At 71.1% G+C, this 22,661-nt stretch carries 21 protein-coding genes; 11 read left to right on the forward strand and 10 right to left on the reverse strand.

The genetic code is table 11. The features are described from left to right. Positions 1 to 80 precede the first annotated feature (80 nt). The 5 genes from AQI95_RS03050 to folE all read left to right on the forward strand — a co-directional run bounded on the left by AQI95_RS03050 (position 81) and on the right by folE (position 6,083). Entirely contained in the window at positions 81 to 1,214 is a 1,134-nt protein-coding gene (locus tag AQI95_RS03050; RefSeq protein ID WP_067116720.1) for a zinc-dependent metalloprotease, read from the forward strand. 192 nt (positions 1,215 to 1,406) lie between these two features. Continuing rightward, entirely contained in the window at positions 1,407 to 2,462 is a 1,056-nt protein-coding gene (tilS, locus tag AQI95_RS03055) for a tRNA lysidine(34) synthetase TilS (protein ID WP_067116723.1), read from the forward strand. An 89-nt stretch (positions 2,463 to 2,551) separates the two neighbouring features. Continuing rightward, positions 2,552 to 3,112, forward strand: coding sequence for a hypoxanthine phosphoribosyltransferase (hpt, locus tag AQI95_RS03060; RefSeq protein ID WP_067116727.1), 561 nt, complete (start codon positions 2,552 to 2,554; stop codon positions 3,110 to 3,112). 195 nt (positions 3,113 to 3,307) lie between these two features. Next, positions 3,308 to 5,347, forward strand: coding sequence for an ATP-dependent zinc metalloprotease FtsH (ftsH, locus tag AQI95_RS03065; RefSeq protein ID WP_067116730.1), 2,040 nt, complete (start codon positions 3,308 to 3,310; stop codon positions 5,345 to 5,347). 130 nt (positions 5,348 to 5,477) lie between these two features. Further along, positions 5,478 to 6,083 (forward strand): GTP cyclohydrolase I FolE, encoded by a 606-nt coding sequence (gene folE / locus AQI95_RS03070; RefSeq protein ID WP_067116733.1) that lies wholly within the window; start codon positions 5,478 to 5,480, stop codon positions 6,081 to 6,083. A gap of 44 nt (positions 6,084 to 6,127) precedes the next feature. Here folE and AQI95_RS03075 read toward each other — a convergent pair whose 3' ends face one another. From AQI95_RS03075 to AQI95_RS03100, 6 genes are all read right to left on the reverse strand, one after another. Beyond that, complete coding sequence (locus AQI95_RS03075; protein ID WP_067116736.1) at positions 6,128 to 6,619, reverse strand: DUF3180 domain-containing protein; 492 nt, start codon at positions 6,617 to 6,619, stop codon at positions 6,128 to 6,130. A gap of 71 nt (positions 6,620 to 6,690) precedes the next feature. Then, positions 6,691 to 7,302: a 2-amino-4-hydroxy-6-hydroxymethyldihydropteridine diphosphokinase gene (gene folK, locus AQI95_RS03080; RefSeq protein WP_067116739.1), complete on the reverse strand. Its 612-nt coding sequence runs from the start codon at positions 7,300 to 7,302 to the stop codon at positions 6,691 to 6,693. After that, positions 7,299 to 7,658 carry a dihydroneopterin aldolase gene (gene folB / locus AQI95_RS03085; protein ID WP_067116740.1) on the reverse strand — a complete coding sequence of 120 codons (360 nt, stop codon included), beginning with the start codon at positions 7,656 to 7,658 and terminating at the stop codon, positions 7,299 to 7,301. The genes folK and folB overlap by 4 nt, the downstream gene beginning before the upstream one ends. A 248-nt stretch (positions 7,659 to 7,906) precedes the next feature. Beyond that, positions 7,907 to 8,437 carry a nuclear transport factor 2 family protein gene (locus AQI95_RS03090; protein ID WP_067116744.1) on the reverse strand — a complete coding sequence of 177 codons (531 nt, stop codon included), beginning with the start codon at positions 8,435 to 8,437 and terminating at the stop codon, positions 7,907 to 7,909. Next, entirely contained in the window at positions 8,434 to 9,438 is a 1,005-nt protein-coding gene (folP, locus tag AQI95_RS03095; RefSeq protein ID WP_079071004.1) for a dihydropteroate synthase, read from the reverse strand. The genes AQI95_RS03090 and folP overlap by 4 nt, the downstream gene beginning before the upstream one ends. Positions 9,439 to 9,598: 160 nt before the next feature. Next, complete coding sequence (locus AQI95_RS03100) at positions 9,599 to 11,413, reverse strand: phosphatidylglycerol lysyltransferase domain-containing protein (RefSeq protein WP_067116747.1); 1,815 nt, start codon at positions 11,411 to 11,413, stop codon at positions 9,599 to 9,601. Positions 11,414 to 11,639: 226 nt separating this feature from the next. Here AQI95_RS03100 and AQI95_RS03105 point away from each other — a divergent pair, with 226 nt between their 5' ends. Together AQI95_RS03105 and AQI95_RS03110 are read left to right on the forward strand one after the other, a co-directional pair. After that, a complete protein-coding gene (locus AQI95_RS03105) occupies positions 11,640 to 12,767 on the forward strand; it encodes an alpha/beta hydrolase (RefSeq protein WP_067116750.1) in 1,128 nt (375 codons plus the stop codon). A 96-nt stretch (positions 12,768 to 12,863) separates the two neighbouring features. Further along, positions 12,864 to 14,432 (forward strand): hypothetical protein, encoded by a 1,569-nt coding sequence (locus AQI95_RS03110; RefSeq protein WP_208614053.1) that lies wholly within the window; start codon positions 12,864 to 12,866, stop codon positions 14,430 to 14,432. A 52-nt stretch (positions 14,433 to 14,484) separates the two neighbouring features. Here AQI95_RS03110 and AQI95_RS03115 read toward each other — a convergent pair whose 3' ends face one another. Together AQI95_RS03115 and AQI95_RS03120 are read right to left on the reverse strand one after the other, a co-directional pair. Beyond that, the gene (locus AQI95_RS03115; RefSeq protein ID WP_067117064.1) at positions 14,485 to 15,828 is read right to left on the reverse strand and encodes a PH domain-containing protein; all 1,344 of its coding nucleotides are present in this window, start codon (positions 15,826 to 15,828) and stop codon (positions 14,485 to 14,487) included. Between the two features lie 104 nt (positions 15,829 to 15,932). After that, a complete protein-coding gene (locus AQI95_RS03120) occupies positions 15,933 to 16,436 on the reverse strand; it encodes a PH domain-containing protein (RefSeq protein WP_067116753.1) in 504 nt (167 codons plus the stop codon). 31 nt (positions 16,437 to 16,467) lie between these two features. Here AQI95_RS03120 and AQI95_RS03125 point away from each other — a divergent pair, with 31 nt between their 5' ends. Continuing rightward, a complete protein-coding gene (locus AQI95_RS03125) occupies positions 16,468 to 17,619 on the forward strand; it encodes an NADH-quinone oxidoreductase subunit D (RefSeq protein ID WP_067116756.1) in 1,152 nt (383 codons plus the stop codon). Between the two features lie 24 nt (positions 17,620 to 17,643). On the opposite strand, the gene AQI95_RS03130 is transcribed toward AQI95_RS03125, so the two are convergent. After that, a complete protein-coding gene (locus AQI95_RS03130) occupies positions 17,644 to 18,813 on the reverse strand; it encodes an SAM-dependent methyltransferase (protein WP_425264848.1) in 1,170 nt (389 codons plus the stop codon). Positions 18,814 to 18,931: 118 nt separating this feature from the next. Here AQI95_RS03130 and AQI95_RS03135 point away from each other — a divergent pair, with 118 nt between their 5' ends. Continuing rightward, a complete protein-coding gene (locus tag AQI95_RS03135; RefSeq protein WP_067116759.1) occupies positions 18,932 to 20,137 on the forward strand; it encodes a sensor histidine kinase in 1,206 nt (401 codons plus the stop codon). 115 nt (positions 20,138 to 20,252) lie between these two features. Then, entirely contained in the window at positions 20,253 to 20,924 is a 672-nt protein-coding gene (locus tag AQI95_RS03140; protein WP_067116762.1) for a response regulator, read from the forward strand. 167 nt (positions 20,925 to 21,091) lie between these two features. On the opposite strand, the gene AQI95_RS03145 is transcribed toward AQI95_RS03140, so the two are convergent. Then, positions 21,092 to 22,195: a DUF5937 family protein gene (locus AQI95_RS03145; protein WP_067116766.1), complete on the reverse strand. Its 1,104-nt coding sequence runs from the start codon at positions 22,193 to 22,195 to the stop codon at positions 21,092 to 21,094. Between the two features lie 182 nt (positions 22,196 to 22,377). Here AQI95_RS03145 and AQI95_RS03150 point away from each other — a divergent pair, with 182 nt between their 5' ends. Beyond that, complete coding sequence (locus AQI95_RS03150; protein WP_067116769.1) at positions 22,378 to 22,584, forward strand: hypothetical protein; 207 nt, start codon at positions 22,378 to 22,380, stop codon at positions 22,582 to 22,584. Positions 22,585 to 22,661 lie beyond the last annotated feature (77 nt).

The following is a 22,661-nucleotide window of genomic DNA, read 5'->3' on the forward strand; positions in this document are numbered from 1 at the left end:
CGCGCCCGCCCAACACCCCTGGCACCCGCCGACCCCGCATGGCCTGCCTCAAGCGGGAACGGTCCCGTACGGTTGACAGCATGACTGGCTTCGGTGGCACCACATCTCCCGGGATGGTCGACTGGAACCTCGCGGTGGCAACCGCGACACGGCTCGTGCGACCGGGCCCCGACGTCAGCCGCGACGAGGCGCGCACCGTCGTCGCGGAGCTGCGCCGGCACGCGAAGGCCTCGGAGGAACACGTCCGGGGCTTCACTCGTATGGGCGCTGACGAGACCCACGACACCCCCGTCCTCGTGGTCGACCGCCCCGGCTGGGTCCGCGCCAACGTCGCCGGCTTCCGCGAGATCCTCAAACCGCTCCTGGAGAAGATGCAGGAGCGCCGTTCCGGCAATCCCACCAGCGCGGTCCTCGGCACCGTCGGCGGCAAGGTCACGGGTGTGGAACTCGGCATGCTGCTGTCGTTCCTGTCCTCCCGCGTCCTCGGCCAGTACGAGACCTTCGCCCCCGCCACCCGCGACCTGCCCGCCGGCGAGAACGGCGGCGGCCGCCTGCTCCTCGTCGCCCCCAACATCGTCCACGTCGAGCGTGAACTCGACGTCGATCCGCACGACTTCCGCCTGTGGGTGTGCCTGCACGAGGAGACCCACCGCACGCAGTTCACGGCCGTGCCCTGGCTGCGTGACCACCTGGAGGGCGAAATCCAGTCGTTCTTGGCGGAGACCGATGTCGACCCGATGACGCTCCTGGAGCGCATCAGGGAAGCCGCCCAGTCCCTCGCCGGAGGCCGCCCCGAGGGCGAGGAGGACGACGGCGGGCGTTCCTTCGTGGAACTGGTGCAGACCCCGGCCCAGCGCGAGATCCTCGGTCGCCTCACCGCCGTGATGTCCCTGCTGGAGGGGCACGCCGACTACGTCATGGACGGCGTCGGGCCCAGCGTCGTACCGACCGTCTCGGAGATCCGCGAGAAGTTCCAGCAACGCCGCGCCAAGGGCGCCTCCCGCCTCGATCTCACCCTGCGCAAGCTGCTGGGTCTGGATGCCAAGCTGAGGCAGTACCGGGACGGCGAGAAGTTCGTGAGGGCCGTCGTCGAGCAGGTCGGTGTGGACGGCTTCAACCGCGTGTGGACCTCGCCCAACACCCTTCCCACCAAGACGGAGATCGCCAAACCGGCGGACTGGGTCGCACGGGTGCATCGCAAGGCCGAGTCGTGAGACGGCATGGACGCGTTGTGAAATGAATCCGGCCTGCGGCAGGCGAACGCCCCTCCAATCACCCTTCCGAGGGACCGTGAGCCATGCGTAGGCGTGCAATGCTCGGGGAACCGCCCGGTTCTGTCACCATCTACACACTCTGAGTGACCGACTCGGGTTCACCCCCCGACAACTTCATGAAGGGAACCGGACATGGGTCCCCATCCTGCGGTCGCGGCGATACGCCTGGCGGTCCGCCGCGTCCTCCATGACATCCTCAACCACCACCACACCTGCGGCTTGCCCGGCCGGCAGGCCTCCGGCGAGCGCGCGAACCGGACAGTCGAGCGGCCCCCCTCCCCGCTCGTGCTCGTCGCGTGCTCCGGCGGCGCCGACTCCATGGCCCTCGCCTCCGCCCTCGCCTTCGAAGCGCCCAGGCTCGGCGTCCGCGCCGGGGGCGTCACCGTCGACCACGGCCTCCAGCCCGGCTCCGACCTCCGCGCCGACGAGGTCGTTCTGCGCCTGCGGGAACTCGGCCTCGACCCGGTCGAGTCCATCGCCGTGACCGTCGGCCGCGACGGCGGACCGGAAGCCGCCGCCCGCGACGCCCGCTACGCCGCCCTGGACGCCATCTCCGAACGTCACGGAGCCGCGGCGATCCTGCTCGGCCACACCCGGGACGACCAGGCCGAAACCGTCCTGCTCGGCCTCGCCCGCGGCTCCGGCATCCGCTCCCTGTCCGGCATGGCCGCGGTCTCGGGGGCCGACGGCCGTTACCGGCGGCCCTTCCTGCAGCTCGACCGGCAGACCGCCCGCAAGGCCTGCATGGTCCAGTCCCTCCCGGTCTGGGAGGACCCGCACAACGCCGACCCCGCCTACACCCGCTCCCGGCTCCGGCACGAAGGCCTGCCCGCGCTGGAGAAGGCCCTCGGCAAGGGAGTCGTGGAGGCGCTCGCCCGCACCGCCCAGCTCTCCCGCGACGACGCCGACGCCCTCGACGCCTGGGCCAGCCAGGCCGAGTCCTCCGTACGCGACGCCACAGGCGTTCTGGAGTGCGCCAAGCTCTACGCCCTCCCGCCCGCCGTACGCCGCCGGATCCTGCGCCGTGCCGCCATCCAGGCCGGTGCCCCGGCGGGTTCGCTGTTCGCCCGTCACATCGAGGAAGTCGACCGCCTGATCACCGGCTGGCGCGGCCAGGGAGCCATCAATCTCCCGGGCAAAGTCGTCGCCCGGCGCCAGGGTGGCAGACTGGTGATTCGGCAAGGCTGAATCCCGGCCCCGCGGAGCGACCCTCCGGCGGCCGGTCCGGGCAGCCGAGGGCCGTGCATGCGGCCGTAAGTGCGGGACGACCGAAAGTGATGCGGGTGGACGCGAAAGACATGGGTGCCGACCTCCAGCGGGTGCTCATCACCAAGGAAGAGATCGACGCGAAGCTGGCCGAGCTGGCCGCGAAGATCGACGCGGAGTACGCGGGCAAGGACCTGCTCATCGTCGGCGTCCTCAAGGGCGCCGTGATGGTCATGGCGGACCTCGCGCGGGCGCTGTCCACCCCCCTCACCATGGACTGGATGGCCGTGTCCTCCTACGGCGCGGGCACCCAGTCCTCCGGCGTCGTGCGGATCCTCAAGGACCTCGACACCGACATCAAGGGCCGGCACGTCCTGATCGTCGAGGACATCATCGACTCCGGCCTGACCCTGTCCTGGCTGATCAACAACCTCGGCTCCCGCGAGCCCGCCTCTTTGAAGGTGTGCACGCTGCTGCGCAAGCCCGACGCCGCCAAGGTCGCCATCGACGTCGAGTGGGTCGGCTTCGACATCCCGAACGAGTTCGTCGTCGGTTACGGCCTCGACTACGCCGAGAAGTACCGCAACCTGCCGTTCGTCGGTACGCTCGCGCCTCACGTCTACGGCGGCTGAGCCAGTCGGCTCAAGCCTTGTAGGACGATCGGGAACCCCGGCGGGTTCCGCGCCGTTGAAGCATGCAGAGACGGGTTTCCCAGCCGTCGAAGCGCCTTCGTGCGGCTTCGGGCCAGCATGCTGGGGTACCGTCAGAAGAACTGTCTTATCAAACTCACTGTGGCAGGAGGGACGGGGCGGCACCGCTCCGTATGGATGGACGTGAAGCGATACTTCCGTGGGCCGGTCATGTGGATCGTGCTGGCCGTCCTTGCCGTGGTCGTGTTGATGCAGGTCGTCGGCTCGTCCGGCGGCTACAAGACGGTGGACACCGGCCAGGTTGTGGCGGCGATCAACGCCAACAAGGTCGAGTCGGCCAAGCTCACCACCGGTGACGAACAGAGCATCAAGGTCACGCTCAAGGACGGCTACAAGGTCGAGGGCAGCTCGAAGATCCAGGCGAGCTACATCGGCGATCAGGGCGTCACGATCGCCGGCACGCTGCAGACCAAGTACCAGGACAAGCAGATCCCCGACGGCTACACGGTTTCGCCGTCCAAGCAGAACCCGTTCGTCGGCGTCCTGCTCTCTCTGCTGCCCTTCGTCCTGATCGTGGTCGTCTTCCTGTTCCTGATGAATCAGATGCAGGGCGGCGGCTCCCGAGTCATGAACTTCGGGAAGTCCAAGGCCAAGCTGATCACCAAGGACACCCCGAAGACGACGTTCTCGGACGTCGCGGGCTGCGACGAGGCCGTCGAGGAACTCCACGAGATCAAGGAGTTCCTGCAGGAGCCGGCCAAGTTCCAGGCCGTCGGCGCCAAGATCCCCAAGGGCGTACTGCTCTACGGCCGCCCGGGTACCGGCAAGACCCTGCTCGCGCGCGCCGTCGCCGGCGAGGCGGGCGTCCCCTTCTACTCGATCTCCGGTTCCGACTTCGTCGAGATGTTCGTCGGTGTCGGTGCCTCCCGGGTCCGTGACCTGTTCGAGCAGGCCAAGGCGAACGCCCCGGCGATCGTCTTCGTCGACGAGATCGACGCGGTCGGCCGCCACCGCGGCGCCGGCCTCGGCGGCGGTCACGACGAGCGCGAGCAGACCCTGAACCAGCTGCTCGTCGAGATGGACGGCTTCGACGTCAAGGGCGGCGTCATCCTGATCGCCGCCACCAACCGGCCCGACATCCTCGACCCGGCGCTGCTGCGCCCGGGCCGCTTCGACCGCCAGATCGCGGTCGACCCGCCGGACCTGCAGGGCCGCCTGGAGATCCTCAAGGTCCACCAGAAGGGCAAGCCGGTCGCGCCCGACGTCGACCTGTCCGCCGTGGCCCGCCGCACCCCGGGCATGACCGGTGCCGACCTCGCGAACGTGCTGAACGAGGCCGCGCTGCTCACCGCCCGCGGCGACCAGAAGCTGATCGACAACAAGGCGCTGGACGAGGCGATCGACCGCGTGGTCGCAGGCCCGCAGAAGCGGACCCGGATCATGTCGGACAAGGAGAAGAAGATCACCGCGTACCACGAGGGCGGTCACGCCCTGGTCGCGGCTGCTTCGCCGAACTCCGACCCGGTCCACAAGATCACGATCCTGTCCCGCGGCCGCGCCCTCGGCTACACGATGGTCCTGCCGGACGAGGACAAGTACTCGACCACGCGCAACGAGATGCTGGACCAGCTCGGCTACATGCTGGGCGGCCGCGCCGCCGAGGAACTGGTCTTCCACGACCCGACCACCGGCGCCGCGAACGACATCGAGAAGGCCACCAACCTGGCCCGCGCGATGGTCACGCAGTACGGCATGACCGAGCGGCTCGGCGCCATCAAGTTCGGCGGCGACAACAGCGAGCCGTTCCTCGGACGTGAGATGGCTCACCAACGCGACTACTCCGAAGAGGTCGCCGCGCTGGTCGACGAAGAGGTCAAGAAGCTCATCGAGAACGCGCACAACGAGGCCTGGGAGATCCTGGTCGAGAACCGCGACGTCCTCGACCAGCTCGTCCTTCACCTGCTGGAGAAGGAGACCCTGGGCAAGGAGGAGATCGCGGAGATCTTCGCCCCGATCCACAAGCGCCCGCCGCGGCCCGCGTGGACCGGTTCCTCCCGCCGTACCCCGTCCACCCGCCCGCCGGTGCTCTCTCCCAAGGAGCTGGCACTGACCAACGGTGCGAACGGCGCCACGGCCGCGATCAGCACGGTCAAGTCCACCGCCACGGAGTCGGCCCCGGTCACGGACCAGACTCCGGAGGACCGCCCGGAGAGCTGACGGCTTCTGGCCAACGGGCCGGAATGAACGCCGCGTCCGCCAGGTTTTAGCCTGGAGGCGCGGCGTTCGTATGTCCGCAACATGACGGGTGGCTGTCGCCATGCGTACAGGCAGAGGAACGAGGAACCAGATGATCGACCCCGTGACGCTGGACGGTGAGGGCCGCATCGGCGAGTTCGACGAGAAGCGCGCCGAGAACGCCGTTCGCGAGCTGCTGATCGCGGTCGGCGAGGACCCGGGCCGCGAGGGCCTGCGGGAGACCCCGGCGCGGGTGGCACGGGCGTACAAGGAAATCTTCGCGGGCCTGTGGCAGAAGCCCGAGGACGTTCTGACGACGACGTTCGACCTGGGGCACGACGAGATGGTCCTGGTGAAGGACATCGAGGTGTACAGCACCTGTGAGCATCATCTGGTGCCGTTCCGGGGAGTGGCGCACGTCGGGTACATTCCGTCGACGTCCGGGAAGATCACCGGCCTGTCCAAGCTGGCCCGGCTCGTGGACGTCTATGCGCGCCGCCCTCAGGTGCAGGAGCGTCTCACGACGCAGATCGCCGACTCCCTGATGGCGATCCTGGAGCCGCGCGGCGTGATCGTGGTCGTCGAGTGCGAGCACATGTGCATGTCCATGCGCGGCATCCGCAAGCCGGGAGCGAAGACCATAACCTCAGCGGTCCGTGGTCAGCTGCGGGACGTGGCCACCCGTAACGAGGCGATGAGCCTCATCATGGCGCGCTGAACCGCGGAACCGCTGACGCCGATGCCGTCGCCGGGCATCGGCGGTCATGCCACCGGCTCTGCCCCGGGGTGGTTCTGGTCGTCGTCGTCCTCCGGGAGCCTGCACACGCGCTCCAGGAACAGCGCGGCCGCTATGACCCCGATGCCTGCCAGGACCGAGAAGCCCGCGTAGATGACCTGGTCGCGGCGTGCCGGGATGTCGAGCAGCTCCAGCAGGAAGACGCCCGTGCCGCCGTACATACCGGCGACGAGGGCGGCGACCAGGGCGCTCGCCTGACCGAAGACGACCGCGCGGGCGGCCATCAGCGGATCGACACCCTTCGCGCCGGGGCGGCGCTCGCGCTGGGCCTTGAAACGGCCGCGCAGCGAGAGCGCCGTCGAGAGCAGGACCACCGCGATCAGGGCGAGCACGACGGGGGCGGCCAGCGGGACGCTGGGAAGGGTCCCGATCGAGTTCCACAGGCGGGCGCCCGCCCAGGACAGGATGCCGGCCACGACGAACACGCCCGCCAGCACCCTGATGCGCAGCTCTCTCACGGTGTCCCTTCAGTTCCCCCGGACCGGTCCGGACTGCGGTCGCATCGACCTTGTCGTCTTGACCTTAACGACTACTCGGGCAGTCGGAGTTCCAGGTCCTGGCGTGGTTCGACGCCGGCGCGGGTGAGGGCCGACAGCAATTCGGCCACCGCGCCGCGACCGGGCAGCTGGGCCTGCGGGTCCACGTCGTGCCAGGGCGCGAGCACGAAGGCGCGCTCATGGGCGCGCGGATGGGGCAGGGTGAGCTGTGGGTCGTCGGAGGTGACATCCGCGTAGGCGACGATGTCGACGTCCAGGGTGCGCGGACCCCAGTGCTCGTCGCGGACGCGTTTGTACGCCTCCTCGATGGCGTGCGCGCGCTCCAGCAGGGAGCTGGGGGGCAGGGTGGTCTTGAGGGCCACGACCGCGTTGAAGTACGACGGCTGGCTGCCCGGCTCGACGCCCCAGGGCTCCGTCTCGTACACCGGCGAGACGGCCTTCACACGGACGCCGGGGGTGTCCTCGAGCGCGTCGACGGCGCCCTGGAGGGTCTCCAGGCGGTTGCCCAGGTTGGCGCCGATGGAGATGACGGCCCACTTGGGGTTCTGCAGGGTGGTGTCGGCGGCGTCCACCTTCTCGACGACCGAGGCGGGCACCGGCTGGACGGTCGGGTCGCTGTGACCCTGGAGGAAAGGTCGGGTCATACTCGGCTCCGGGTGATGGTGACGGTCACATCGTCGAAGGGGACGGTGATCGGCGCGTCCGGCTTGTGGACGCAGACCTCCACCTCCTGGACCCCTTCGTGCTTGAGACAGGTCTGCGCGATCCGCTCGGCGAGAGTCTCGATGAGGTTCGCCGGCTCGCCCTCGACCACGGCCGCGACCTCCTGGGCCACGATGCCGTAGTGCACGGTCTTCGCCAGGTCGTCGTCCGCCGCGGCCGACCGGGTGTCCAGCCCCAGGACGAGGTCGACGATGAAGGTCTGGCCCTCCTCGCGCTCCTTGGGGAACACACCGTGGTGCCCGCGGGCCTTGAGGCCGCGCAGCGCGACACGATCCACGCGAATCACTCCTGCAATCGTCGGGAAGGACCGGTCCGTACCACGTGCGGGCGGCACACCGGCCTCAGACGAATCTACCTGCGGGCACTGACAAAGCCGGGCTGCGGGGCGCGGGCGCGGGTCGGGAGCACGAGGGTTCATCTCGTGTTTCCCCCGGAAAACCCGGCCGTGTCATGGGCTGGTAGCGGCTCATACCCAGGGGTAGGTGATTCCAACCACTTCTTCGCCTCTGTGCGGCGTGCACCCGCTCAGGCGAGGGGTTCGTCGTCCCGTTCCGTGCCGTCGGGGCCGTTCTCGCCGTCGTCGTCGGCCTCCGCGAGGACGGGGGAGGCGTGGTGCGACCAGAGCTTCCAGCCGGAGGGCGTGCGCCGGAACACGTTGGTGGCGACGACGAGCTGGCCGACCAGCGGTCCCAGTTCCGTGCCGTCCTTCGGGGCGGGGCCGCCGCTGAGGATGTTCTCGGTGCAGGTCACGAGTGCGGTGTCGCCGGTGACGGAGACATGCACGTCGGTGAGGAAGAACTGGATGTAGTCGGTGTTGGCCATGATCAGGGCGTACGACCTGAGGACCTCGCCGCGGCCGGTGAGCACCGGCCAGCCCGGGTGGACGCAGGAGACCACGCCCGTGTCCGCCGGATCGTGGTACTCCTCGTCCACGCCCAGGTCGGCGGGGGTGAGCCAGAGGGAGGACAGCTCCTCGAAGTCGCCGCGTTCCATCGCCTCGTAGAAGGCGGTGTTGGCGGCCTCCACCTGTTCGACGTCGGTGTGAGGGGCGCTCACCGGGGTCCTTCCGCCCCGTGCGTGCCGTCGGCGCCGGGCGCACGCCCATCGCCGCGCGCCTGGTGCTCATGCGCGTCGCCCAGCGTGTGCTCCGCGTCACGCGCCCCGCGCTCGCCTCTCGCGCCCGGCGCGGGTCCCGCCGTACGTGCCTCTTCCACAGCGCGTGCGACCCGTACCGCGTCCGCGGTGGCGTGCACCTCGTGCACGCGCACCGCCCACGCGCCGGAGTGCGCCGCGAGGGCGGAGACGGCGGCAGTGGCGGCGTCGCGCTCCCGGGCCGGCGGCGGCGCGCCGTTCGGGCCGGCCAGGACCCGGCCGAGGAAACGCTTGCGGGAGGCGGCCACGAGCAGGGGGTGCCCGAGGGCGCACAGACGGTCGAGGTGGGCGAGGAGGGTGAGGTCGTGCTCGGCCTCCTTGGAGAAGCCGAGGCCGGGGTCGACGACTATGCGGTCGGGGGCGATGCCACCGGCCAGCACGGCCTCCACGCGTGCTTGCAGTTCGTCCACGACTTCGGCGACGACGTCCTCGTAGGCACCCTTGACGCTGTCGCCCTGGAGGAAGCCGCGCCAGTGCATGACGACGAACGGGGCGCCCGCGGCGGCGACCGCGGGGATCATCGCGGGGTCGGCGAGGCCGCCGCTGACGTCGTTGACGAGGGAGGCGCCGGCAGCGAGGGACTGTTCGGCGACGGAGGCGCGCATGGTGTCGACGGAGACGACGACGCCCTCGGAGGCGAGCCCGCGGACGACCGGGACGACGCGCCGGAGTTCCTCGGCCTCGTCGACGCGGGTGGCGCCGGGGCGGGTGGACTCGCCGCCGACGTCGACCAGGTCAGCGCCCTCGGACACGAGATCCAGGCCGCGCTTGACGGCGATCGTCGTGTCGAACCAGCGGCCGCCGTCGGAGAAGGAGTCGGGGGTCACGTTGACCACGCCCATGACCGCGCACCGGTCCCATGCCGGAAGGCCGGCCACCCGGCCGCGTCCGCTGTGGTTGTTCATACGTTCAGCGTAGGCCCAGCAGGGTGCCGCGAATGCGCGGTGGCCCGGGCGGACGCCCCCGTGCTGGAGGGGGTGGGGTGTCCGCCCGGGCCGGTCCTCGGGCGCACCGCTCTGTGTCGCGGCGCTCGGTTCTTTGGTGCTCAGAGCTGTCGTGCGGCGCTCAGGCCGCGCGGACATCTCTTTCCGCCACGGCGTGCGCGCAGGGGCGCTCGGTGGTCGCCCTGCGCCGGCGCATGAAGCGCGGGAGCGGAAGCGCGAGGTTGACGAAGCCCTCCGCCTGCATGGTGGCGAAGCCGATACGGGGCAGGTCGGTCGTCGCCCGGTAGACGATGAACCGCGGCTCCCAGCGCGGCTGGAACTTGGCGTTGAACTTGTACAGCGACTCGATCTGGAACCAGCGCGAGAGGAACACCAGCAGCCCGCGCCAGGCGCGCAGCACCGGACCGGCGCCGATCTTCTCGCCGCGCGCGAGCGCGGAGCGGAACATCGCGAAGTTCAGCGAGACCCGGGTGATGCCGAACTTCGGTGCGGCCTGGAGGGCGGCGACGATGAGCAGCTCGTTCATGCCGGGGTCCGCGCTGCGGTCGCGGCGCATCAGGTCGAGCGAGGCGCCGTCCTTGCCCCACGGCACGAAGTGCAGGACCGCCTTCAGGTCCCCGTACTCCCCGGGCTCGTCGTCCTGCTTGTGGGCGGTGGCGATCAGGCAGTCGCCGTCGGTGGGGTCGCCGACGCGGCCGAGGGCCATGGAGAAGCCGCGCTCGGTGTCGGTGCCGCGCCAGTCCTCCGCCGCCAGGCGGATGCGCTCCAGCTCGGCCTCGCCGAGATCACGGATGCGCCGTACCCGGGTTTCGTAGCCGGCTCGCTCGATGCGCTTGACCATTTGACGGACGTTGCGCATCGCGCGTCCGGCGAGCGAGAAATCCGCGACGTCCACCACCGCCTCGTCGCCCAGTTCGAGGGCGTCCAGGCCGGTCTCCCGGGTCCACACCTCGCCGCCCGTCTCCGAGCAGCCCACGACGGCCGGGGTCCATGAGTGGGCCTTGGCCTCGTCCATGAAGCGCTCGATGGCGCCGGGCCAGGCCTCGACGTCGCCGATCGGGTCGCCGCTGGCGAGCATCACGCCGGAGATGACGCGGTAGGTGACCGCGGCCTTGCCGCTGGGCGAGAAGACGACCGCCTTGTCGCGGCGCAGCGCGAAGTGGCCGAGCGAGTCGCGCCGGCCGTGCTTCTCCAGCAGGGCCCGCAGCTGGGACTCGTCCTCCTCGGTGAGGCGGGCGGCCGGGTGCTCGGGGCGGAACGCCAGGTAGATGGTGGTGGCGGCGGTGATCCAGCCGAGGGCGCCGAGGGAGAAGGCGACGGTCCAGGACGTGTTCCCCTGGTAGTCGACCGGGCCCTCGAAGCCGAACAGGCCGTAGACGACGTGCGTCAGCCGATCGGCCAGGCTCGGGTCACCGATCGTCCGGTGCGGGTGGACGCTGACGATGACGAGTCCGAGCACCAGGGAACTGGCGCTCATGAGGACGAAGTTGGCGAGCGCGCGCCACCTGCTGCGCGGGTCCGGCAGGGCCGCGAACTGGTCGCGATGGAGCAGCAGCGGTACGAGCAGCACGACCGCGATGAGCACGCCGACGAGCGAGTGCCGGTACGCGAACTGCGCCGCCGCGCCGGCCGGCAGCAGCGCCACCGCGGCCCGCCATGCCCGGCGCTTGCGCCGTTTGAGCCCGTGCGCGAGCAGCAGCAACAGCACGCCGGAACTCAGCGAGAGCGCTGCGGCGAAGGGCCCGAACGAGCCCGGCAGCACCTCGGCGATGGCGTGCATACGGCTGTGGCGGAAGCGCGGGAACACACCCGCGGCAATGTCCAGGGCGCCCACGATCGCGGCCGCCCTGCTGACCAGAGTAGGTACGGCCTCGGGGCGCGGACCGCGCAGTATGCGCCGCGCCCGGCTTGATCGGCCCGGAACCTCGCCCGACATTTCCCCATCTATCCTGACAGACATCGCATCCCGTAGTTCTGCGAGAGACCTTGAACCCGGGCCCGATCGGGCATCCGGCGACATTGCGCCCTCTAGGACGGTGTCTCGGGGAGAGAGGTTCACTCCTCACCGGAAAGTCGGGTCAAAGGGCAAGGAAAGCCCCGGGCAAGCCTCGCGACGGCGCGTGGGTATGCGCCGGGCGGAAAGCGCAGGCAGGAAGCAGCCCATGGGTCTCACGAGCAACAAGGTGCTGGTGCTGGCGATCGTCCTCGCCGCCGCTCTGTTCATCGGAACGGTGTGGCTGTGGCCGCGGCTGGCACGGCAGAGCTGGCGGACCGTCATCGGACGGGTCGGCCTGATGCTCACCACCCAGCTGGCGCTCTTCGTCTCCGTGGGCCTCGCCGCCAACCAGGCCTTCGGGTTCTACGCCAGCTGGGCGGACCTGTTCGGGCAGGAGACCGACCAGGGCGTCGTCGTCGACCACGCCGCGGGTGGCGGCACCGGCGGTCCGATACAGGTGCTCTCCTCGTCCGACGTCCAGGGCGTGCGCGGCACCGGCTCGCAGACCACCGGGCAGGTCCAGAAGGTCGACATCGTCGGCCGGAAGAGCCACATCGCCACGCCGGCCTTCGTCTACCTGCCGCCGGAGTACTTCCAGCCGCAGTACCGCACGCGTACGTTCCCGGCCGCGGTCGTCCTGACCGGCTACCCGGGTACGGCGCAGGCGCTGGTGGACAAGCTGCGTTACCCGCGTACGGCGCAGCAACTGGCCAAGAGCGGGCGGATGCAGCCGATGATCCTGGTGATGATGCGGCCGACCGTGGCACCGCCGCGGGACACCGAGTGCGTGGACATCCCGGGCGGGCCGCAGGCGGAGACGTTTTTCGCCCAGGACCTGCCGGAGGCCGTCCTCGCGCACTACCGGGTCGGCAAGCGCCCGGGAGGCTGGGGCGTCATCGGCGACTCCACGGGCGGCTACTGCGCGCTCAAGCTCGCCATGCACCATCCCAACGTGTACGCCGCCGCCGCGGGCCTCTCGCCGTACTACAAGGCGCCGATCGACCCCACCACCGGCGACCTCTTCCACGGCGACAAGAACCTGCAGAACCGTGCCGACCTGAACTGGCTGCTCAAGCACGAGCAGGCGCCGGACACCTCGCTGCTCGTCACCAGCAGCAAGGTCGGTGAGCACAACTACAAGGACACGCTGAAGTTCATCACGCGCGTGCAGAACACGAAGCTGACCCGGATCTCGTCGATCATCCTCGACAGTGGCGGCCACAACTTCAACACCTGGCGGCGCGAGATCCCGGCGATGCTGCAGTGGATGAGCGGACGCCTCACCGACCGCTGACCCGCCGCGCGCCTGATGCCCGCGAAGCCGGTGATGTGGCCGTGTTTTTACGGGGTGGGGGTCCACGATTCGCATACGCGCGGTAAGTTTCTGGCCATGCCACGTGGACGCCACCGCCATTCCCCGCCTCTGCACCGGCTGTTGCCTCCGTCGGCGATCGCCGGTGTCTCCGTCGCCTGCGCGCTGGGTCCCTGGGCGTTCTCCGAGACCACGGTGTTGCGCGCCCTGGCCGCTGCCGCCGCCGCGACGGCGGTCGTCGGCGCGGTCGTGATGCGCCGCTGGGACACGCACGCGGGCAAGCAGGTCGCCGAACTCACACGCGCGCGTGCCGGCGACGAATGGCGGTACGAGGAGCGGGTCGCCGAACTGGAGACCGACCTGGAGGAGTCGCGCGAACTGCGCACGAAGCTGGAGCAGCGGCTGCGCGCCAAGCGCGCGGAGCTGGCGGGCCTGCGCAACGAGCACGCCTCCCTGCTGCGCCGGTACGCCACTGCCGAGACCGAGCGCGCGAGCGCCCTGGAGGGACGTCGGCTGCTGGAGATCGAGGCGGCCGTGCCCTCGTCGGCGCCCGCGCTGCCGCCCGCACGCCGCACCGAGCCGGACCAGGCGGAGGCGAAGGCGGCGGACGAGCCCACGGAGCCGGACGACGTCGCCGGTGAGGACGCGGCGGACTCCGGGGACGGGCCGACGGCGCAGGCGGTGTTCTCGCACGAGGGCGTACGCCTGTACCAGCAGGCCCTGACGGCCCTGGCCCGGTTCGACGGCGAGGCCTCGGCCGAGTCCGAGACCGAGTCCGAGACCGAGTCCGAGACCGAGTCCGAGTCCGAGTCCGAGCCTGCGGAGGCAGACGCTTCTGAGGGTGATGAAGCGGTGACTTCCGAAACCGAGGCCGCCGGGACTGAGGCCGCCGTGACCGAGGATTTCGAGACTGCGGACTTCGAGACTGCGGGCTTCGAGACTGCTTTCGAGGCTGAGGCTTCCGGGGACACGGCTGCTGTGCACGCGGCGGCTCCTGAAGCCGATGCAGACACCGCCGCGGTCCAGGCCGATGCGGGCGCGGTTACGACGGACCGGGCCGATGTCCGCAGGTCCGACGAGGGCGAGGTCCCTTCCGCCACCGGGCCGGAGGGCACGGTGGACGTCGCGGGAGACATCGCCGCAGATGGCGCCGGGGAGAGCGCAGCGGAAGGCGTGACGGACGCCGCAGGTGCTCCTCGGAGCGGAGCCGGTGCGCCGGCCGCCCAGGAGGACGAGGCACAGGGGCAGCCCGTGGCGGCCGACGGGCACGCGCGCGCGGCCGCCGCCCCCACCGCACCGGCGGAACCCGCCCAGCCCGTGGGTCGGCCGCTCGCCGGGCACTTCACGGTGCCGACCGCGGTGGCCGTCGTACCGGCCGCGCCCGCGCGCCGCCCGGCGGTCGAGGGCGGATTCGACTTCTTCGGCACCCAGAAGGGAGCGCCGAAGGACGCGCTGGACTCGGTGCAGAACGAGGATCTCGCCGACGTCGTCGGCCAGGAAGCCCTGGACGTGCACAAGGCCGAGTCCGAGGCCGAGTTCAAGCCCGCCGGTGCGCAGGAGGACGGCGTCGGCCAGGTCATCGACCTGACCGCGCACGACGAGACCGAGCAGATCGACGTCCAGAGGCTGCGCAGCGCGGCTTCCTGAGTCGGTACCAGGCACAAGGCCCGGCTTCCCGGAGAGGGGGCCGGGCCTTGCGTCATCCGGATGTCATCCAGCGGTCGGGGCGTGCGTCCCGGCGGCCCGTACGGGACCGCTCCGCCTGGGCGTGCAGAAGCCGCGCGGCCTCCTGGGCGTCCCGCAGGCGGGCTGTCACGGTCTTGCCGGCCCCGGTGTCCACGTGGACGTCCGCGACCCGCCACAGGCGCTGCCACGGCCCCTGGCTCAGCCGTACGCTCTGCACCTTGGCGTGCGGGACCAGCGAGAGGCTGCGGCGCAGCAGACCGTGCCGGGTGGCGAACACCGTGTCGGTGACCGCGAGGCGGTGACCGCGCCACCACACCGGCACGCACCAGCCGGCCCGACGCGGTGGCCGCGACAACTCCTCGGGCACCGTGACGCCGTGCAGCACGCGCGCGACGACCGACTCGGCGATCGGGCGCGGGGCGACCGGCACCAGCACGGAGTTGGCGGACCCGGCCACGTCCAGCTCGACCCGCACCCAGCCGAGCCGCCGCCACAGCAGGGGTTCCACGAAGCGCACGGTCTGCACCCGGCCCGGCGGGACCGTCTCGTGCGTACGGTCGAGCAGTCCGTGGTCGATGCGCAGTCCGTCCGGTGACTCGCTCACCTTCCAGTCGAACTCGCCGACGAACCGTCCCGCGCTGCTCGCACCGGCGGCGCCGAACAGGGGGAGGGCGGTGGCGAGGACCGTCCACAGGTTGTGGGTGGTGAGCCACAGCACGGTCGGTGCGACGAGCGCGGCGCACAGCGAGCCCCAGGTGGCGCCCGTCAGCACCAGAGAGAGTGCGAGCGCGCGAGGGGGCACGCGCAGCAGCTCGTACGCCGGTGCCTCGCCGACTTCGCGCGCCGTCTCGGGCGCGAAACCCGCCGCGCGCGCGAGCAGCTCCGCGCGCAGGGCGCGCGCCTCCTGCTCGCCCAGGAAGGCCAGTTCGTCCTTGTCGTCGGCGCCCACGACGTCGATCCGCAGCTTCGCGACGCCCGCCATGCGCGCGAGGAGGGGGCGGGAGACGTCCACGGCCTGGATGCGCTCCAGCCGGATGTGCGCCGTGCGCCGGAACAACAGGCCGGTCCGGATGCGCAGTTCGGTGTCGGTGACCGCGAAGTGGGTGCACCACCAGGACAGGAAGCCGTAGAGCCCGGCCACCGGCACCAGCACCGCGAGCCCGAGCAGTAGCACGGTGGTGGTCAGCCGCGCCAGCTGCTGCTGTGTTCCGTCCGGGTCGTGCACCGCCCATCCGGCGAGCACGGCGATCGGCGCCCACGCCCGCCGGAAGGGCGTGACGGGATGCAGCCGGCGCTCGATCACAGCCGCGCGCCTCTCGGCACCCTCGAAGCCCGCTGTGCCCGTTGTGTCAGGTATGCCGGCTATGTCTGGTGCATCGGCTGCATCGGCTGCATCGGCTGCATCGGCTATGGCAGGTATGTCGGCCGGGGAGGCCCCGGCGTCGCTGTGGTCCGGGGTCGTCACAGGCCCGCCGATCGCGCCTCGCCCAGCTCGCTGAGCCGGTCGCGCAGCCGTTCCGCCTCGGCCGGGTCAAGGCCGGGGATGGTGGCGTCGGTGGCGGCGGCCGCCGTGTGCAGTTGCACGGTGGCCAGCCCGAAACGCCGCTCGATGGGTCCTGAAGTGACCTCCACCAGCTGCATCCGCCCGTACGGCACCACTGTCTCCTCACGCCACAGGACACCGCGGCAGATCAGCAGGTCGTCCGCGCGCTCCGCGTAGCGCCACGAGCGCCAGTTGCGCTCCAGCAGCCTCCAGCACCATGCGGCCGACGCCAGGGGCAGCAGCGCGAAGGCCGCCCAAGCGGGCCCCACCAGCAGGCCCAGCAGCAGCCCCGTGGCGAGTGCGAGCCCTGCCATCCACACGACCACGAGCAGCCGGCGCACACGCACCAGGGCGGGCTGCAGCCCCCGCCACGTCAGCTCTTCCCCCGGTGTCCCGGTCTCCTCCGGGCTCCCCGTTTCCATGGAGCCAGCGTACGTAGGGGAAACTGGGGCCATGACTCCTACGACGGAGACCACGGTCGGGATCGGCGGTGCCGCGGAGAGCACCGACATGGTGCTCAACATCGGGCCCCAGCACCCGTCCACGCACGGCGTGCTGCGGCTCAGGCTCGTGCTGGACGGGGAGCGCATCGTGCGCGCGGAGCCGGTGATCGGCTATATGCACCGCGGTGCCGAGAAGCTCTTCGAGGCGCGCGACTACCGGCAGATCATCGTGCTCGCCAACCGCCACGACTGGCTGTCGGCGTTCTCGAACGAGCTGGGCGTGGTCCTCGCCGTGGAACGGATGCTCGGCATGGAGGTGCCGGAGCGGGCGGTGTGGACGCGCACTCTGCTCGCCGAGCTGAACCGCGTGCTGAACCACCTCATGTTCCTCGGCTCCTACCCGCTGGAGCTGGGCGGCATCACCCCGGTGTTCTACGCGTTCCGCGAGCGCGAAGTGCTCCAGAACGTCATGGAGGAGGTCTCCGGCGGTCGGATGCACTACATGTTCAACCGCGTCGGCGGCCTCAAGGAGGACCTGCCGGCCGGCTGGACCGCACGCGCGCGTGCCGCCGTCGCCGCCGTGCGCTCCCGTATGGACGTCTTCGACGACCTGGTGCTCGGCAACGAGATCTTCCGGGGGCGCACCCGCGCGGTCGGTGCGATGACAGCGGAAACGGTGCACGCCTACGGCGTGAGCGGGCCCATCGCGCGCGCCTCGGGCGTCGACTTCGACCTTCGCCGTGACGAGCCGTACCTGGCGTACGGCGATCTCCAGGACACCCTGAAGGTCGTCACCCGGAGCGAGGGCGACTGCCTCGCGCGCTTCGAGGTGCTCCTGGAGCAGACCCACAACGCGCTCGACCTCGCCGACGCCTGTCTGGACCGGCTCGCCGAGCTGTCGCCCGGTCCGATCAACCAGCGGCTGCCGAAGGTGCTGAAGGCACCCGAGGGACACACCTACGCCTGGACCGAGAACCCGCTCGGCATCAACGGCTACTACCTGGTGAGCAAGGGCGAGAAGACGCCGTACCGGCTGAAGCTGCGCTCGGCCTCGTACAACAACATCCAGGCGCTGACCGAGCTGCTGCCGGGAACGCTGGTGGCGGACATGGTGGCGATCCTGGGCTCGTTGTTCTTCGTGGTCGGCGACATCGACAAATAGGCGGGCCCCGGGAGAGCGGCCGGCTCAGGCGAGCGGGTCCGGAATCCCAACGGGCTGGATCAGCCAGCCGAAGTCGCCGAGACCGCCCGGGGCGGTGAGCTCGGCGGCCTCCCCGGCGCTCGCGAGGGCGCGTACGTAGGCGGAGGGGTTCGTGGAGGCCAGCGCGAGCGGGGGGCGTGCGCCGGTGATGTGTAGGGCTCGCAAGGCGGCGCGTTGCGTGAGAAGGCGCGCGGGGGATGGTGCGTGCGCTGTGGCAGGGGGTGCGAGCGCTGTCTCTGGCGGCGCGCACCCCCGATTCTGCGCCGCTCTCAAGGGCGTGTGCGCCGTGGGAGCCGTCGCGCAGGCGTCCAGCGCGACGTGCGCCGTGATGTCGCACGCCCCGTCCGGTACCGGCGCCGTCTCGCGCCCCTCCCGAAAGCCGGTGAGCGTCCCGAACGGGGGGCGCGTGTCGACGGTGTGGGCGTAGTCCACGGCCACCGCGACCCCGCGAACCACCCGGTCCACCGCCGATGCCCACGCGGTGTCCCGGGGCAGCCCGATCTCCGCGCGCAGCCCTTCCTCGGCCGGCAGCGGCCACCACCGGGTGAGCCAGTCCGCATCCGCTCCGGTCACCGGCTCCCCGAGCCGCTCGGTACCGTCGTCGGCGACCAGCACCAGCCGGGGCACGCCCGCGGGGTCGACCTCGGCGACGTCCACGGGCACGTTGTCCAGCCACTCGTTGGCGAACAGCAGCCCGGTGACGGCGGCCGGGGGAGTGTCCAGCCAGGTGATCCGTTCGTCCAGTGCGGCCGGGCGGTCGGCGAGTTCGACGGCGTACGCGCGCGTGCGCTCGGTCACATCGGCCGGCAGGGCGGCCAGCACTCCGGTGACCAGCTCGCCGCGCCCCGCTCCCATGTCGACGAAGTCCAGCTCCGATGGCCGTCCCAGCGCCTCGTCGACCTGGCACAGCAACCGGGCCACGGCCTGTGCGAACAGCGGGGAGGCGTGCACGGACGTACGGAAGTGGCCGGCCGGGCCCTCCGGGCGGCGGTAGAAGCCGCCGGGTCCGTACAGCGCCGCTTCGGCGGCCGCACGCCAGCCGCGCCACCCCGTTCCGCCGCGCCGGGCGTCCCGGTCGTGGGCCTCGTCGCGGTCGCGGGCGTCGGGGTTGCCGCCTGCGGTTCCTTCCGGTTCCGGTGCCGTCTCATCCGTCACCGGAACAGACTAGGGGCACAGATGATCACTTCCTCCACCTTGCGGAGTACGCGCGCCGGGTGGGGATCGGTCCTCCGGTTGACCCCTGCACGCATCTGGTTTCCCTACTCTGGGTTACGTGCAGCGCCTCTATGACTTCCTCCGCCGCCACCCGACCTGGGTCGACAGCTTCTGGGCCGTCGCCCTGCTCGGGTTGTCCGGCCTGAGCGTGGTCAATCTGCACGGGGCGCCGGGACAGCAGGGATCCGTCGCCGCGGCGATGACCGTGTCCGTCGTCCTGTGCGTCGTCGTCGCGCTGCGCCGCCGTTACCCGGAGTCGATGCTGCTGGTCGCGTGCGCGACCGGGCTGGCCCAGCTGGTCCTGGACGTCGGGACGACCATCGCCGACTTCGCGATGCTGGTGATCACCTACACCGTCGCGGCGATCGGTTCCCGCTGGGCCTCGCGGCTCGCGCTCGCCGTCAGCCTCGTCGCGGCGACCCTCGCGCAGATTCGCTGGCCTGCGACGCACTCCAGCTTCGCCGGGCAGATCGCCATCGCGGTCTTCCAGACGGTGCCCTTCGCGCTCGCCTGGGTGCTCGGTGACTCCATGCGCACCCGGCGCGCCTACTTCGCCCAGCTCGAGGAGCGCGCCACCCGGCTGGAGAAGGAGCGTGAGGCGCAGGCGAAGGTCGCGGTCGCCGCCGAGCGCGCCCGCATCGCGCGCGAGCTGCACGACGTCGTCGCGCACAACGTGTCGGTGATGGTGGTGCAGGCCGACGGCGCCGCCTACGTCCTCGACGCCGCCCCCGACCAGGCCAAGAAGGCCCTGGAGACGATCTCCTCCACCGGCCGACAGGCTCTCGCCGAGATGCGCCGCCTGCTGGGCGTCCTGCGCACCGGCGAGCACCAGGAGAGCGGGGAGTACGTCCCGCAGCCCGACGTCGAGCAGATCGACGAGCTGATCGCGCAGTGCCGCACCTCCGGCCTCCCCGTCGACTTCAAGGTCGAGGGCACCCCGCGCCCGCTGCCGAGCGGTGTGGAGCTGACCGCGTACCGGATCGTGCAGGAGGCGCTCACCAACACCCGCAAGCACGGCGGGCCCAACGCGGGCGCGAGCGTGCGGCTGGTCTACTTCGACGACGGGCTCGGTCTGCTTATCGAGGACGACGGCAAGGGCGCCCCGCACGAACTGTACGAGGAGGGCGGCGCGGACGGTCAGGGACACGGCCTGATCGGTATGCGCGAACGGGTCGGCATGGTCGGTGGCACCCTGGACGCCGGCCCCCGTCCGGGCGGAGGATTCCGCATCAGCGTCCTGCTCCCGCTCAAACCGGCGCATTGACGCCGCCGCACGCCCCCAGTTGACACCTGTAACAGTGGCACCACCCGGCACTACCCCACCTTCGCCCCGTACGAGCGCCGCCTCGCACGACCCCGACCCGAACGAAAGAGGCCCGATGACGATCCGCGTGATGCTCGTCGACGACCAGGTGCTGTTGCGCACCGGGTTCGGGATGGTGCTCGCCGCCCAGCCGGACATGGAGGTCGTCGCGGAGGCGGGCGACGGCGTCGAGGCCCTGCAGGTGCTCAGGTCCACAGCCGTCGACGTCGTCCTGATGGACGTTCGCATGCCGAAGCTGGACGGCGTGGAGACCACGCGGCGGATCTGCGCCGAGTCCAACCCGCCCAAGGTACTGATCCTGACCACGTTCGACCTGGACGAGTACGCCTTCTCCGGGCTGAAGGCGGGCGCCTCCGGCTTCATGCTCAAGGACGTGCCGCCCGGTGACCTGCTGGCCGCGATCCGCGCGGTGCACAGCGGCGACGCGGTCGTGGCTCCCTCCACCACCCGGCGCCTGCTGGACCGCTTCGCGCCGATGCTGCCCTCCACCGGCAAGGAGCCCCAGCACAAGGAGCTGGAGCGGCTCACCGACCGGGAACGCGAGGTGATGGTGCTGGTGGCGCAGGGCATGTCCAACGGGGAGATCGCGGCCCGGCTGGTGCTGAGCGAGGCGACGGTGAAGACCCATGTGGGGCGCATCCTGACCAAGCTCGGCCTGCGCGACCGGGTGCAGGTGGTGGTGCTGGCCTACGAGACGGGGCTGGTGCGCGCGGGCGGCCACGGCTGAGTCCGGCCGGGGCGAGGGGCTGGCGCGGGTCCCTTCGGCCCTCGGCCGCCGGCGGGACCGGCCCGGCAGGACGGGGGCGTGGGCTCCTCATGGCCGACCACAGCCATAGCCAAGCCACGCCATAGCCAAGCCACGCCATAGCCACGGCTCGTCGCGTCCAGGTGTGATCAGCGCAGGACGCCCTCGATGAAGTCGCTGCCCAGCCTGGCCACCGCCGTCAGGTCCAGTTGGTGCTGGACGTACCGGCCGCGGCGGCAGTTGGTGATCAGGCCCGCCTTCTTCAGCACCGTCAGGTGCCGGGATATCTCGGGTGCCGTCATGCCGTGCGCCTCGGCCAGTTCGCTCGTGGTGTGCGGGGCGCGCGCCAGGTGCCGGCACAGCCGCATCCGCACCGGGTGGGCCAGCGCTTCCATGCGGCGGGTGAGCTGCTCGACGGACGGGGCCTGCGCGCGCGAGCCGCTCGCGGGGTAGGAGATCGACGGCTGCCAGCCGAATCGGTGCAGCACCAGCACATGCGGCCAGCCGAGGCTGGTCGGCACCAGGACCAGGCCGCCGTCGCCCGTGGCGGTGCGGCCCACCGAGAGCTTGTCGATCGTGATGAGCCCGGCCTGCTCGTCCAGTGAGACGGCCTGGGAGAGGGACGCGAGGGCTTCGGCGAGACCCGCGCGGCGCAGCAGGTCGGTCTTGCGCCGGGCGTCCGCGGCGAGCTGCGGCTGGATACGGGCCCAGGTGTCGGCGAAGAACGCCTCGTCGCAGTCGAGCATCAGCTGCCGGAACCAGGCGCGGACCACCGGCGGGTCCTCCAGCAGCCGGCGCGTGAACCGCTCCTGTACGGCGCCGCGCGCGGCGGCCATCTCCAGGGAGCGGTGGCGCAGCTCCGGGTCGTTGAGCGGGCCGGGATTCTGCACGTCGTAGCGCAGCTGGCAGGTGAACTCCAGGGCGGCGCTGACGAACTGGTCGTCCGTCAGCTTGTCCAGCAGGTCCAGCTCCTCCATGAGGGTGCCGCCGGGCAGCGTGCGGCCGCCGGGGATGCCTGCGAAGGGGGCGAAGACGTCGGAGAACGTCGTACGCCACAGGAAGTCCGCCTCGCACAGCCGGTCGGCCAGGCAGGGGTCCAACCGGGACGAGACGGCGGTCGCCCAGCCCTGGAGGGCGGGGTGGTGGCCGGGCTCGCTGAGGGCGTGCAGCGCCATGCCCAGTTCCGCCAGCGGAGAGGGCACGACGGAGACGCGCTCCACCGGCAGCCCGGTGATGTCGATGGTCACGCTCATGCCCTCCATCGTGCACCGGGCCACTGACAGTGACGTCGTGGATTGACGGCAGCCGTCAATCCACGGGACAACCGCCCTGGCCAGGGGCAGTCTGGAGACACCGGGGCAGCCGCGGAGCCCGAACGGTCACCGAGCGGTCGGTGGCCAGTCCCCGTCCCGAGACACTCCGAGAGCGATCCGCCATGAGCATCACCCAGCAGTACCTCCTCGACAGCTACCGCGCCCGCGTACTCGGTGAACCGGAGCCGCCCGCGCCGGGCCGGCACGATGCCGACACCATGCGCGAAGTGCGCGACTACCGGCGATTCAGAGCGGTCGTCGCCGAGCGCCCGGCGCAGGGGCGCGTGCGCTACGCCCTGCGCCGGTGGCTGCACCCGCGCGCACTGTGATCACACACCGGCGCGCACTGTGATCATGCGCGGGAGCGTGCACCGACGTGCACCGGCGTGCGCAGCGAGCATGCTCC

This window comes from Streptomyces yokosukanensis (genome assembly GCF_001514035.1).
Classification (GTDB): domain Bacteria; phylum Actinomycetota; class Actinomycetes; order Streptomycetales; family Streptomycetaceae; genus Streptomyces; species Streptomyces yokosukanensis.